Source organism: Neisseria sp. DTU_2020_1000833_1_SI_GRL_NUU_006 (assembly GCA_032388755.1).
Lineage (GTDB): Bacteria > Pseudomonadota > Gammaproteobacteria > Burkholderiales > Neisseriaceae > Neisseria > Neisseria sicca_C.
Map to the genome: position 1 here is coordinate 286,605 of CP135593.1, position 13,387 is coordinate 299,991.

The 13,387-nt window shown below is 51.3% G+C and carries 11 protein-coding genes; 10 read left to right on the forward strand and 1 reads right to left on the reverse strand.

Annotated elements, in window-relative coordinates; genetic code table 11:
- Position 1 precedes the first annotated feature (1 nt).
- Positions 2–550, reverse strand: a complete 549-nt coding sequence (locus tag RSJ68_01300) for a CreA family protein (GenBank protein WNU97430.1) — start codon at positions 548–550, stop codon at positions 2–4.
- Positions 551–747: 197 nt separating this feature from the next.
- Here RSJ68_01300 and RSJ68_01305 point away from each other — a divergent pair, with 197 nt between their 5' ends.
- From RSJ68_01305 to RSJ68_01350, 10 genes are all read left to right on the forward strand, one after another.
- Complete coding sequence (locus RSJ68_01305; protein ID WNU97431.1) at positions 748–2,505, forward strand: peptidoglycan DD-metalloendopeptidase family protein; 1,758 nt, start codon at positions 748–750, stop codon at positions 2,503–2,505.
- Between the two features lie 265 nt (positions 2,506–2,770).
- Positions 2,771–4,273: a S41 family peptidase gene (locus RSJ68_01310; protein ID WNU97432.1), complete on the forward strand. Its 1,503-nt coding sequence runs from the start codon at positions 2,771–2,773 to the stop codon at positions 4,271–4,273.
- Between the two features lie 93 nt (positions 4,274–4,366).
- Positions 4,367–5,746, forward strand: a complete 1,380-nt coding sequence (radA, locus tag RSJ68_01315) for a DNA repair protein RadA (GenBank protein ID WNU97433.1) — start codon at positions 4,367–4,369, stop codon at positions 5,744–5,746.
- Positions 5,747–6,230: 484 nt separating this feature from the next.
- Entirely contained in the window at positions 6,231–6,677 is a 447-nt protein-coding gene (gene smpB / locus RSJ68_01320) for an SsrA-binding protein SmpB (protein ID WNU97434.1), read from the forward strand.
- Positions 6,678–6,855: 178 nt separating this feature from the next.
- Complete coding sequence (locus tag RSJ68_01325; protein ID WNU97435.1) at positions 6,856–7,194, forward strand: hypothetical protein; 339 nt, start codon at positions 6,856–6,858, stop codon at positions 7,192–7,194.
- A 125-nt stretch (positions 7,195–7,319) separates the two neighbouring features.
- Positions 7,320–8,885, forward strand: coding sequence for a glutamine-hydrolyzing GMP synthase (gene guaA, locus RSJ68_01330; protein ID WNU97436.1), 1,566 nt, complete (start codon positions 7,320–7,322; stop codon positions 8,883–8,885).
- Between the two features lie 445 nt (positions 8,886–9,330).
- The gene (locus tag RSJ68_01335) at positions 9,331–10,917 is read left to right on the forward strand and encodes an L-lactate permease (GenBank protein ID WNU97437.1); all 1,587 of its coding nucleotides are present in this window, start codon (positions 9,331–9,333) and stop codon (positions 10,915–10,917) included.
- A 131-nt stretch (positions 10,918–11,048) separates the two neighbouring features.
- Positions 11,049–11,693, forward strand: a complete 645-nt coding sequence (gene hisH / locus RSJ68_01340; GenBank protein WNU97438.1) for an imidazole glycerol phosphate synthase subunit HisH — start codon at positions 11,049–11,051, stop codon at positions 11,691–11,693.
- A gap of 161 nt (positions 11,694–11,854) precedes the next feature.
- Positions 11,855–12,592, forward strand: a complete 738-nt coding sequence (gene hisA / locus RSJ68_01345) for a 1-(5-phosphoribosyl)-5-[(5-phosphoribosylamino)methylideneamino]imidazole-4-carboxamide isomerase (protein WNU97439.1) — start codon at positions 11,855–11,857, stop codon at positions 12,590–12,592.
- A 357-nt stretch (positions 12,593–12,949) separates the two neighbouring features.
- Complete coding sequence (locus RSJ68_01350; GenBank protein ID WNU97440.1) at positions 12,950–13,267, forward strand: multidrug transporter MatE; 318 nt, start codon at positions 12,950–12,952, stop codon at positions 13,265–13,267.
- Positions 13,268–13,387: the final 120 nt, after the last annotated feature.

Consider the following 13,387-nt stretch of genomic DNA (forward strand, 5'->3'; position numbering starts at 1 on the left):
TTTATTTGGTCGGCACAGGCGCATCCACGACGCACGCACCGTAAATCTGTTTGCCTTCCGCATCGGCAATTTGCTGCGCATCCGCTTTAGCACCGCCAAAGCAAGAGACCGCACTCAAAGAGTTCTTCGGCGAACCCTGAACGATTTTGTCGCTGTAAATCAGATACGCAAACGCCTTACGCTTAGGATCGTAATAACGGATAATCTGCTGGCTCTTAAACGCCAAACTCGCACTGCGTTTAAACACCTCCCGCGGCTTGGCGACAGCTTGCTCTTTGTAACGGATAACCTCCGCCGTCTGCACGCACGACACGGAAGCATCGCTCGCATCCTCCTCCAAATTCACCGTTTCTTTCAAACCGCCTTTTTTCGCATAAGAAATATAACAGGCAACCCCTTGCACATCAGGATCGTCAAAACCCTCAACTTCAATACGGTCATTTTTCCCCAGCATATGAAAAACCGTGCTGGCACGTCCGATTTTGTCGGTATCGTTACCGCAAGAAGCAAGAAGCAGGGCGCAAAGCGCAGGCAGAATGATTTTATTCATGTAAATTAAGAAACCTTTGGGGGTTGAAAATAAAGAAGCTAACACCGTAGCTCCTACTATATAAGACCGCTTGTTCAGATTACAAGCATAATTGACGGCATTATCGGAGTAAATATGGACAGATGTTATTTTCAGACGACCCCGCTGACTATATAATTCCGCCTATTGCCTTTATTTTAACGATCTAGAACCCAATCATGCGTTACAAACCTCTTTTACTCGCCCTGCTCATCGGTTTCGCTTCTCCCTCTTTTGCCGCCAAAGAGGCGCCTAAGGAGAAGGCTGCGCCTGTCAAAAAAAGCATCAAAGCCAAAAAGGACGCTGTCGAACCTGCTAAAAAAGAAGCGGCCAAAGACAAAGCGAAACCTGCCACCAAAAACACTAAGGACAAGGCAGAAGACAAGCCCGTAGCCAAAAGCAAAAAAGAAACTGCCGAAGCGGCGAAAAACGAGCGTGCCAAAGAACGTAAAAACGACAAAGAAGCCAAAAAACAAGATAAAGCCGACAAAACCAAAAAAGGCGAAACCAAAGCGGAAGAGAAGGCAGGCAAAGCCGTTTCCGCAAAAAACGAGCCTGTAAAAGGCAAAGACAAAGCGGCAGACAAACCCGCAGCCAAAAATAATGTAAAGGCAAAAAAAGAAGCCGCCGAGTTGCCTAAAAAAGACGAAGCAGCGGCAAAACAAGACAGAAAAGCCGTCGAGAAAAAAGCGGACAAAGCCGATAAGAAAACCGCTGCCGCCGATTCAGACGACTTCAAAGCCGCAGTAACTGCCGCCGCCAATGATTTGGAAAGCAAAAAATCGCTGCGCAGCCTCAACGAAGGTTTCATCATTCACGTCAATACCACGTTGAAACAGTTGCAGCAAAGCCGTATCAACTTATCCGCCATCAACCGCCAACAGCGCGACGCATGGGACAAGTTTCAAAAACTCAATGCTGATTTGAACCACCTGAAAACTCAGGTTTCCAACACGCGCGCGCAAATTTCCCGCTTTGTTTCGGGCAATTATAAAAACAGCCAGCCCAACGCCGTTGCCCTGTTCCTGAAAAATGCCGAGCCGGGTCAGAAAACCCGCTTTCTGCGTTACACCCGCTATATCAACACCGCCAACGATCAAGTCATCAAAGACCTTGAGAAGCAGCAAAAAGAGCTGGCAGCGCAAGAGCAGAAAATCAACAACGAGCTGGCATACCTGAAAAAACTTCAGGTCAACGTCCAGTCCTCGCTGCGCCGCCAAGGTGTAACCAACACTGCCGAACAGGCGGAAAGCCGCCGCCAAAACGCGCAGATGGCAAAAGAGGCGCAGAAAAAAATCAACCACAAAGAAAACGAACAACGCCTGAACAACTTGCTGAAAGACTTGGAAAAGCGTAAAGCCGAGCAACGCCGCCAGGAAGCCGAAGCGCGTAAAAAAGCCGCCGAAGCCCGTCTTGCCGCCGCTGAAAAAGCGCGCAAAGACCGCGCCGCCGCCGCGCAAAAAGCCGCCGACGAACGCGCCGCCATGTCCAACCTGACCGCCGAAGACATGAACATCCGCGCGCCTTCCTACGTCAGAATCAGCAATGCCAACAGCTTCAGCCGTATGCAGGGTCGTCTGAAAAAACCGGTCAGCGGCACGCTTGCCGGACTCTTCGGACAAGACCGCGGCGACGGTGAAGTTTGGAAAGGCGTGTTCTACCAAACGACTCCGGCAATCGTCAGCAGCATCGCCGGCGGTACGGTTACCTACGCCGATGAATTGGAAGGTTTCGGCAAAGTCATCGTCATCGATCACGGCGACGGCTATATCAGCATTTATTCAGGCTTGAGCGAAATCGAAGTCGCCAAAGGCTATGCCGTAGCCGCAGGCAACCGCCTAGGCATCAGCGGAACTCTGCCTTCGGGCATGGAAGGCCTGTATTTGGAAGTCCGCTACAACGGGCAGGCAATGAACCCGCTCTCCTGGATAAGTTGACCTGCAAACAGGTTTGATGTTTTCAGACGACCTTTTGCCGTATCACAGGGGCGTCTGAAATTTAATAACTGAACCCAACGGCCTTATATTCAAAAGCTTTTACACCCGCGCAGATATTTTTTACGCGAATCCGGTTGTTTATCAAGCGTAAATCGCATACAGTCTTGCGGACGTGTATTCAGGTCGTCTGAAGCAATATTTCCATACTCCGTTTCACAGTCATTACGGTCTGAAATGAAATAAGACAAAAAGAAAGCTATTCATAATGTCAACATCCACTTTGAAAAAAGTCGCACTCTACACACTCGGCGCATTCAGCGGTGTCGTCCTCAGCTTGAGCGTTCAAAGCTTTGCCGCCGAAAAAGACAAAAAAGACAACGAAACCCTGCCCGTACAATCCATCCGCAACATGGCGGAAGTTTACGGACAGATCAAAGCCAATTATTACCAAGATAAATCCGATGCCGATCTCTTTGAAGGCGCGATGAAAGGCATGGTATCCGACCTCGACCCGCATTCCGAGTATTTGGATAAAAAAGGCTTTGCCGATATGAAAGAATCTACCAGCGGCGAATTCGGCGGCTTGGGTATGGAAATCGGGCAGGAAGACGGATTTATCAAAGTCGTTGCCCCGATTGAGGATACGCCCGCCGAGCGCGCAGGCGTGAAAAGCGGCGACTTCATCGTCAAAATCGACAACGTTTCCACACGCGGTCTGACCACCAGTGAAGCCGTGAAAAAAATGCGCGGCAAACCGGGTACCAAAATCACCCTGACCCTTTCGCGCAAAAATGCGGACAAACCCATCGTCGTCAACCTGACCCGCGCCATCATTAAAGTCAAAAGCGTCCGCCATCACCTGCTCGAACCGGGCTATGGCTACATCCGCGTGTCCCAATTCCAAGAGCGCACCGTGGCAGCCATCAATGAATCCGCCAAGGCATTGATTAAAGAAAACAAAGGCGCGCCGCTCAAAGGCCTCGTCCTCGACCTGCGTGACGACCCGGGCGGTCTGCTTGACGGCGCGGTCGGCGTGTCTGCCGCCTTCCTGCCTGCAGATGCAAAAGTCGTCAGCACCAAAGGACGCGACGGCAAAGAAAGCTCGGTATTGAAAGCCCGTCCCGAAGACTATATCCGCGTGAGCGGCAAAGACCCGCTGGCAGATCTGCCTGCCGAGTTGAAAACCATCCCGATGACCGTGTTGATTAACTCAGGCTCCGCCTCCGCTTCCGAAATCGTCGCAGGCGCGCTGCAAGACCACAAACGCGCCGTCGTCGTCGGTACGCAAAGTTTCGGCAAAGGCTCGGTACAAACCCTGATTCCGCTGTCCAACGGCAGCGCAGTCAAACTGACCACCGCCCTGTACTACACGCCGAACGACCGCTCGATTCAAGCGCAAGGCATCGTTCCCGACGTCGAAGTCAAAGATAAAGACCGCGCTTTTGAAAGCCGCGAAGCCGACCTCGCCGGACACATCGGCAACCCGCTCGGCGGCGAAGACGTCAACAGCAGCAACGAAATCAGCACGCCTGATTCAAACGAAGCCGCCAAAGCCGACGAAAACGCCAAGTCCAAAAAAGGCAAGGACAAAGAGAAAGACGAAGACCTCTCCAGCCGTCGTATTCCTAATCCTGCCAAAGATGACCAGCTCCGCAAAGCCTTGGATTTAGTCAAAAATCCAGCCGAATGGCAGAAGTCTTTAGGTTTGGCGGCGAAAAAACCGGCTCCGAAAAAAGACAAGAAAGACGGTAAAGACGAAAGCAAATAAGCTCAGTTCGAATCCTTGAAAAAAGGTCGTCTGAAAACGATATCAGTTTTCAGACGACCTTTTCACACTTCAAAAACCCATAGGGAAAACATCATGGCAAAAGCCCCCAAAACCATCTACCAATGTACCGAATGCGGCGGCACTTCCCCGAAATGGCAAGGAAAATGCCCGCATTGTGGCGAGTGGAACACGCTTCAAGAAAGCCTGGCCGCGCCCGAGCCGAAAAACGCCCGCTTCCAATCTTGGGCGGCGGATACCTCGACCGTCCAATCCCTATCTGCCGTGACCGCCACCGAAGTGCCGCGCAATCCGACCGGTATGGGCGAACTCGACCGCGTATTGGGCGGCGGTTTGGTCGATGGCGCGGTCATTCTGCTCGGCGGCGACCCCGGCATTGGCAAATCCACGCTGCTGTTGCAAACCATCGCCAAAATGGCGCAAAGCCGCAAAGTGCTGTACGTTTCCGGCGAAGAATCCGCCCAACAGGTCGCCCTGCGCGCGCAACGTTTGGAACTGCCCACCGAAGGCGTGAACCTGCTTGCCGAAATCCGCATGGAAGCGATTCAAGCGGCCTTGAAACAGCATCAGCCCGAAGTCGTCGTCATCGACTCCATCCAAACCATGTATTCCGACCAAATCACCTCCGCCCCCGGCTCCGTATCGCAGGTGCGCGAATGCGCCGCCCAACTGACGCGCATGGCGAAACAGATGGGCATCGCCATGATACTGGTCGGACACGTTACCAAAGACGGCGCGATTGCAGGCCCGCGCGTGCTGGAACACATGGTCGATACCGTGCTGTATTTCGAGGGCGACCAACATTCCAACTACCGCATGATACGCGCCATCAAAAACCGCTTCGGCGCAGCAAACGAACTGGGCGTGTTCGCCATGACCGAAAACGGTTTGAAAGGCGTATCCAACCCGTCCGCCATCTTCCTTGCCAGCTACCGCGACGACACACCCGGTTCGTGCGTTTTGGTCACGCAGGAAGGCAGCCGCCCGCTTTTGGTCGAAATTCAGGCATTGGTCGATGATGCGCACGGCTTCACCCCCAAACGCCTCACCGTCGGTCTCGAACAAAACCGCCTCGCCATGCTGCTTGCCGTCCTCAACCGCCACGGCGGCATCGCCTGCTTCGACCAAGACGTGTTCCTCAATGCCGTCGGCGGCGTCAAAATCGGCGAACCCGCCGCCGACCTCGCCGTCATCCTCGCCATGCTCTCCAGCTTCCGCAACCGCCCTCTGCCCGAAAAAATGGTCGCCTTCGGCGAAATCGGTCTCAGCGGCGAAGTCCGCCCCGTCGCACGCGGACAAGAGCGGCTCAAAGAAGCGGAAAAACTCGGCTTCAAACGCGCCATCGTTCCCAAAGCCAATATGCCGCGCAACGAAAAAGAGTTTCCGAATCTAAAAATCTTCGGCGTTTCCAGCCTTCAGGAAGCCATCGAAATCTGCCGCGATGCGGAAAATTGACAGACAGCAATCGGAAAGGTCGTCTGAAAACCTATTCCCAGTTTCAGACGACCTTCATCGAGGAGCGTGTGGTGCATTTGATATGCTTCTTGCGAAAATCAGTATGAAGCAAAATTCCAGCCTATTCTTTTGCTTTTTAGGAAGAGAGGGGAAGGGCGATAGGTTGGGGATTTTCTATTTCACTTTGCCATACTATACGAATGTGAGGCTAGGGTAGTCTGGTGTTTCTGATTTTATAGTGGATTAAATTTAAATCAGGACAAGGCGACGAAGCCGCAGACAGTACAGATAGTACGGCAAGGCGAGGCAACGCCGTACTGGTTTAAAGTTAATCCACTATAATTTGCCGTATAGAGCGGCATACGTTTAAAGATTGAAAAGCGGAAGAGGGTGGAAAATACAGTCGGTTTGAGAAGCAGTTCGCACTACCCCCGCATCCTGTTAAAATACCCAGTCTGAAAAGACAGAAGACAAGAATAGAATTATGAGTATTGCCAATAATAAAAAAGCCTTTCACGACTTCTTTATCGAAGATCAGCTCGAAGCCGGCCTGGTATTGGAAGGTTGGGAAGTCAAAGCCATCCGCGCAGGGCGGGTACAGTTGAAAGAAAGCTATATCTACTGGAAAAAAGACGCTTTTTATCTGGTCGGCTGCCATATTACCGCGCTGCCGACTGCCTCGACGCACGTCAAACCCGACCCCGTCCGTCCGCGCAAGCTTTTGCTCAAGCAATCCGAAATCAACAAGCTCATCGGTAAAACCGAGCGTGCGGGTTATACCATCGTCCCGTTGAACCTGCACTTCACACGAGGCAAAATCAAAATGGAAATCGGTTTGGCGAAGGGTAAAAAACAACACGACAAACGCCAAAGCCTGAAAGAAGCCGACTGGAAACGCGAAAAACAACGTTTGATGAAAAATGTACACTGAGGCTGATAACAGCTTGAATGGAACGCCGGGCGCTGATGCCGCTGCAAACTTGTGCCCGCCGTTTACACATCAAGCCCTATGTTTGCAAAAACATACCCAAGATTGCTTTCTTCAGGCTTTTCAGACGACCCCTGCGACCCAATAATCAGGGTCGTCTGAAATTTTACGGAGTAACGCCATGTCCCGCTCTTCGCTTTTCCTGCCGCTGTTTTTGATTATCTTCGGTGCCGTTTGGTTTTTGAAAACGACGGACATCCTGCCCGCAACTTCGACCATCGTGTCCGCCGGTATGGTGCTGGCGGGGATTGCGGTTTTGGTGATGGACGGTGTCAACAAGCAGTCTATCGTTTCCGGCCCGCTGCTGGTGTATATCGGCGCGGCGGTATATCTGCACAATCAATACTGGCTCGGATATTCGCCGCTGGTTGCTTTGGGAATGATGGTACTGGGCTGCCTGCTGCTGCTTTCGCGCAGCGATATGGTGCCTTATAAGCAGCATAAACAGCAGGATAACTAAGCCTCCTCCCTGCAAAGGTCGTCTGAAAATGGTATAATCCGCCGTTTTCAGACGACCTGTTTTGTTATCGGAATCCCGTTTTGAGACAGTCAGACCGTTCCCTATTACTCTGCAAAGTTCCCGCCATGACCCAAGACAAAATCCTCATCCTCGACTTCGGTTCGCAAGTTACCCAGCTTATCGCCCGCCGCGTGCGCGAAGCCCATGTCTACTGCGAGTTGCATTCTTTCGACATGCCTTTGGACGAAATCAAAGCCTTCAATCCGAAAGGTATCATCCTCTCCGGCGGCCCCAATTCCGTTTACGAATCCGATTATCAAGCCGATACCGGCATTTTCGATTTGGGCATTCCGGTTTTGGGCATCTGCTACGGAATGCAGTTTATGGCGCACCACTTGGGCGGCGAAGTTCAGCCCGGCAACCAGCGTGAATTCGGTTACGCGCAAGTCAAAACCATCGATAGCGAACTGACCCGCGATATTTACGATGACGCGCCGAATACGCTGGACGTATGGATGAGCCACGGCGATAAAGTATCCAAACTGCCCAACGGCTTTGCCGTTATCGGCGATACCCCGTCATGCCCGATTGCCATGATGGAAAACGTCGAAAAACAATTCTACGGCATCCAATTCCACCCCGAAGTGACCCACACCAAACAAGGCCGCGCCCTGTTGAACCGCTTTGTCTTGGACATCTGCGGCGCGCAACCCAGCTGGACGATGCCGAACTACATCGAAGAAGCCGTTGCCAAAATCCGCGAACAGGTCGGCAGCGACGAAGTGATTTTGGGTCTGTCGGGCGGCGTGGACTCTTCCGTAGCCGCCGCGCTGATTCACCGCGCCATTGGCGACCAACTGACTTGCGTGTTCGTCGATCACGGCCTCTTGCGCCTGAATGAAGGCAAAATGGTGATGGATATGTTCGCCCGCAATTTGGGTGTGAAAGTGATTCACGTTGATGCCGAAGAGCAATTCATGGCGAAACTCGCCGGCGTTACCGATCCCGAGAAAAAACGCAAAATCATCGGCGCGGAATTTATCGAAGTATTTGATGCAGAAGAGAAAAAACTCACTAACGCCAAATGGCTGGCGCAAGGCACGATTTACCCCGACGTAATCGAATCCGCAGGTGCAAAAACCAAAAAAGCCCACGCCATCAAATCGCACCACAACGTCGGCGGCCTGCCTGAAAACATGAAGCTCAAGCTGCTCGAACCGCTGCGCGACTTGTTCAAAGACGAAGTGCGCGAACTGGGCGTTGCCTTGGGCTTGCCGCGCGAAATGGTGTACCGCCATCCGTTCCCCGGCCCTGGTTTGGGCGTGCGTATCTTGGGTGAAGTGAAAAAAGAATACGCCGACTTGCTGCGTCAGGCAGACGATATTTTCATCCAAGAATTGCGCAACACCACCGATGAAAACGGCACATCTTGGTACGACCTGACCAGTCAAGCCTTCGCCGTATTCCTGCCCGTCAAATCCGTCGGTGTAATGGGCGACGGGCGCACTTACGACTACGTCGTCGCACTGCGCGCAGTCATCACCAGCGACTTCATGACCGCACACTGGGCAGAACTGCCATACTCGCTGCTCGGCCGCGTCTCCAACCGCATCATCAACGAAGTCAAAGGCATCAACCGCGTAGTTTACGATGTAAGCGGCAAACCGCCTGCCACGATCGAGTGGGAATAAAAGTAAAGATATAGTGATTAACTTTAAACCAGTACGGCGTTGCCTCGCCTTGCCGTACTATCTGTACTGTCTGCGGCTTCGTCGCCTTGTCCTGATTTAAATTTAATCCACTATATAAACGCATAAAAAGGTCGTCTGAAATGGTTTCAGACGACCTTTTGGTTTTTAAACAACAAATTCTTTTACCGTGTAATCAACACTCTGCTCTTAATCGGCGGCTATATGCCGAAACCAATTTGCAAACCCTGAAAACCTTGTCTGGTAGATGCCTAATGTACATAAACCACTTGACCGATTACATCGGATTACGTAAAGTATGCGGCGTTCTTTTAAATTGGTATTACCAATTTATTTGATATCTGCTCTCAGATTAAGGTTCGATATCTTTCTCGCATCCGACATCACTAGAAAAATTGATAAACAATGCCGATTTTAAGGATTCACCATGGCACTATTCCTTAGTATTTTCCCTATCATTCTGCTGATTTGGCTGATGGTTAAGAAAAACAGCATGCCTTCCTACATTGCGCTGCCGATTACTGCCGCGCTGATTTACGCCATCAAGCTGTTTTATTTCAAAGACGACGCTATGCTGCTCAACGCAACCGCAGCGTCCGGCCTGGTTTCCACACTGACGCCGATTACCGTGATTTTCGGTGCGATCATGTTCAACCGTATGATGGAAACCACCGGCTGTATCGACGTTATCCGCAAATGGCTGGCGACCATCAGCCCAAACCCTGTGGCGCAGTTGATGATCATCGGCTGGGCGTTCGCCTTTATGATTGAGGGTGCATCCGGCTTCGGTACGCCTGCTGCGATTGCCGCCCCGATTCTGATGAGCTTGGGTTTCAACCCGTTGAGAGTGGCGATTTTTACGCTGGTCATGAACTCCGTGCCTGTATCATTCGGCGCGGTGGGTACACCGACTTGGTTCGGTTTCGCTCCTTTGGGTTTGGATCAAAAGAGCATTATGGAAATCGGTATGCAAACCGGCGTGATGCACTTCTTCGCGAGTTTCGTCATTCCCGTCATCGGCTTGAGCTTCATCGTGCCTTGGTCTGAAATCCGTAAAAACCTGGGCTTCATCGGCATCGCCGTCTTCTCTTGTACCATTCCTTATGTCGCCTTGGCGATGGTTAACGAAGAATTCCCATCACTCGTTGCCGGCGCAATCGGTCTGATGGTGTCTGTATTCGCCGCCAACCACGGCTGGGGCTTGAGCAAAGACCATCCGAAAGACCCGAATGCCGAAAAAGTACCTTTCGCCCAAGTCGCCAAAGCACTTGCCCCCCTGGGTATGCTTATCGGCATGCTGGTGGTTACCCGCATCAAACAGCTCGGCATCAAAGGCCTGTTGACCAGCAAAGATAAATGGTTCAGCTTCCAACTGCCGTTTGATTTGAGCAATATCACCGTCAGCGACTCTTTGACCATTACTTTCAGCAATATTTTCGGACAAGGCGTCAATGCGTCCTACCAAACCCTCTACGTTCCCGCATGGATTCCGTTTGTCTTTACCGTTTGGATTTGTATCCTGCTTTATAAAACCAAATTCAAAGACGCCTGGGCTTTCTACGCTGCAACGTTCAACCAAACCAAAAAACCGCTGCTTGCCTTGATGGGCGCGCTGATTATGGTTCAACTGATGATGGTTGGCGGCGACGACTCCATGGTGAAAATCATCGGTAAAGAGTTTGCCGCGATGGCAGGCGAACACTGGGTTTACTTCTCCCCTTACCTTGGCGCTATCGGTGCATTCTTCTCCGGTTCGAACACCGTATCCAACCTGACATTTGGTCCGATTCAGCAACAAATCGCCCTTGATACCGGCCTGTCCGTTACCCTCATCCTCGCCCTGCAATCCGTCGGTGGCGCAATGGGCAACATGGTCTGCATCAACAACATCATCGCCGTATGTACCGTACTGGACGTGAAAAACGCCGAAGGTGCGATTATCAAGAAAACCGTTATTCCGATGGCGATTTACGGTGTGATTGCTGTCGCCATAGCAGCTATTTTCTTCATGTAAGAACCTTATAAAGCAAAAGGTCGTCTGAAAAATGTTCAGACGACCTTTTTCTTTTGTCCTTCCGGTACGATGTTTTGTTACAATATTCATAACCATACCGATAAGCACAAGCTGCAAACCAAGGAGAAAACATGAAAACCGCTATTGTCGATTACGGCATGGGCAACCTGCATTCCGTCCTCAAATCAGTACAAGCCGCGCAAGCCTTGTCGGGAAAAGCCGGTGAAGTTTATCTGACCGACCGCCCCGAAGACATCCTCGCTGCCGACAAAATCATTTTCCCCGGTCAGGGTGCGATGCCCGACTGTATGGCTGCATTGCGGCAAAGCGGTTTGGGCGAGGCAGTGGAACATGGATTGAAAAACAAACCGTTTTTCGGCATCTGCGTCGGCGCGCAATTATTGTTCGAACACAGCGAAGAAGGCGATACCGCCGGACTGTGTTGGTTTAAAGGCAGGGTCAAACGCTTCTCCGCCAATCAAACCGATGAACACGGAGGTCGTCTGAAAGTGCCGCACATGGGCTGGAACACAGTACGCCAAACCCGCCCGCACCCGCTGTTTAAAGACATCGGACAAGAAACGCGCTTTTACTTTGTCCACAGTTACTACTTCGCTCCCGAAGACCCCGAAACCGTCCTTGCTACCAGCGAATATCCTAACGAATTTGCCTGTATCGTCGGCAAAGACAATGTCTTCGCCACCCAGTTCCACACGGAAAAAAGCCACGACGCAGGATTGTTGCTGTTACGCAATTTCTTGGACTGGACAGTTTGAAAAGGCTTGCACTTTGATTTTTATAAATTAATCGGGTCGTCTGAAAAGGATTTTCAAGCGATTTTGATCAGGATTCCGTATTATTGTTAACTTAAATTATTCAAATATGCTAAAACTCGATAATTTGTGTAAAATACACTCCGCATAAGGATAGGATTCCCATGCTGCTGATTCCCGCAATCGATTTAAAAGAAGGCCGCTGCGTGCGCCTGAAACAAGGTTTGATGGAGCAGGCGACGGTGTTTTCCGATTTGCCCGCCGAAACTGCGCTGCATTGGTTCAAACAAGGCGCGCGCCGTTTGCATTTGGTGGATTTGAACGGTGCATTTGCCGGCGTTCCGCAAAATTTTCCCGCCATCAAGGACATCCTCGCTGCTGTTGCCAAAGACATTCCCGTACAGCTGGGCGGCGGAATACGTGACTTGGAAACCATTGAAAAATATTTGGATTTGGGATTGAACGACGTCATTATCGGTACGGCGGCGGTAAGAAATCCTGACTTCGTGCGCGAGGCGTGCAAAACGTTTCCGGGGCAGATTATCGTCGGGTTGGATGCCAAAGACGGCATGGTGGCGATAGACGGTTGGGCGACTGTAACCGAGCATCATGTGATTGATTTGGCGAAACGTTTTGAAGACGACGGCGTCAACAGCATTATTTACACCGACATCGGCCGCGACGGCATGATGAGCGGCGTGAACATCGACGCAACCGTCAAACTGGCGCAAGCCGTTGCCATTCCGGTTATCGCATCGGGCGGTTTGACCAATTTGGACGACATCCGAGCTTTGTGTGCCGTTGAGAAACACGGCGTGGCGGGTGCGATTACCGGTCGTGCGATTTACGAGGGCAGTATTGATTTTGCCCAAGCGCAGCAGTTGGCGGATTCGCTGGCATAATTTGTATTGGCGGAACCCGTCGCACTCGTTTTGGCGAAATTCGTTACACTCATTTTAGCGAAACTCGCTGCGCTCGTTTTCAGACGACCTTATTTAAAAACAACCATCCAGGTCGTCTGAAATGACCAAACGTTTTCTTACTCACTTGTCCCGCCGTTTTCAAACAATATAGCGGGGCGAAGATACACAATACTCGGTTGAACCTGTTTGCTTTCATTGTTGTCCTGTCTGCACAGGCAGGACAAAAGACGGGTTCGTCCATTTTTCTTCACAATAAAAGGCGGCTGACCGCCGAATATTGTTTGGGACTCACCATCCCACACTCACTAGTTTTATTTACTTTTCAAGGGGTATTTCATGTTTGAAGCATTTATTTTGGGCTTTTGGATTATCTGGTCGTCCGGCCGCAACGTGCGCGCCGTCAGCGAAGGTTTGGGATTTACCATCATCGCCATCCTCGTCCGCCAGCTTTCCGCGTTCGATATGCCGATGATCGACACCTATTGGATGGTGTTTAATGGCGCGTTGTGGGCATTTGCCAGCACAGTGTTTTATATCGTCGGACGCTTCAGCGGCAGCTTTATGACTTCCTGCGTATTCGCCGCCATTGCAGGCGTCGGCTATTTCCAACTGCTCCAACATCTGCCCAAATGGGTGCACAACTGGCTGGCGTAACACCTGCCTTGCCGGTATCAATGATTTGTAAGGTCGTCTGAAACGGATTGTCCGTTTGGGTGGAATCCGTTGTATGGGTTTTAGCGAAACCCGCTGCGCCCACTTTCAGACGACCTCATT

Coding starts and splice junctions, on each gene's coding strand:
- RSJ68_01300 (WNU97430.1), bottom strand. CDS start 550: ATGAATAAAATCATTCTGCCTGCGCTTTGCGCCCTGCTTCTTGCTTCT.
- RSJ68_01305 (WNU97431.1), top strand. CDS start 748: ATGCGTTACAAACCTCTTTTACTCGCCCTGCTCATCGGTTTCGCTTCT.
- RSJ68_01310 (WNU97432.1), top strand. CDS start 2,771: ATGTCAACATCCACTTTGAAAAAAGTCGCACTCTACACACTCGGCGCA.
- radA (WNU97433.1), top strand. CDS start 4,367: ATGGCAAAAGCCCCCAAAACCATCTACCAATGTACCGAATGCGGCGGC.
- smpB (WNU97434.1), top strand. CDS start 6,231: ATGAGTATTGCCAATAATAAAAAAGCCTTTCACGACTTCTTTATCGAA.
- RSJ68_01325 (WNU97435.1), top strand. CDS start 6,856: ATGTCCCGCTCTTCGCTTTTCCTGCCGCTGTTTTTGATTATCTTCGGT.
- guaA (WNU97436.1), top strand. CDS start 7,320: ATGACCCAAGACAAAATCCTCATCCTCGACTTCGGTTCGCAAGTTACC.
- RSJ68_01335 (WNU97437.1), top strand. CDS start 9,331: ATGGCACTATTCCTTAGTATTTTCCCTATCATTCTGCTGATTTGGCTG.
- hisH (WNU97438.1), top strand. CDS start 11,049: ATGAAAACCGCTATTGTCGATTACGGCATGGGCAACCTGCATTCCGTC.
- hisA (WNU97439.1), top strand. CDS start 11,855: ATGCTGCTGATTCCCGCAATCGATTTAAAAGAAGGCCGCTGCGTGCGC.
- RSJ68_01350 (WNU97440.1), top strand. CDS start 12,950: ATGTTTGAAGCATTTATTTTGGGCTTTTGGATTATCTGGTCGTCCGGC.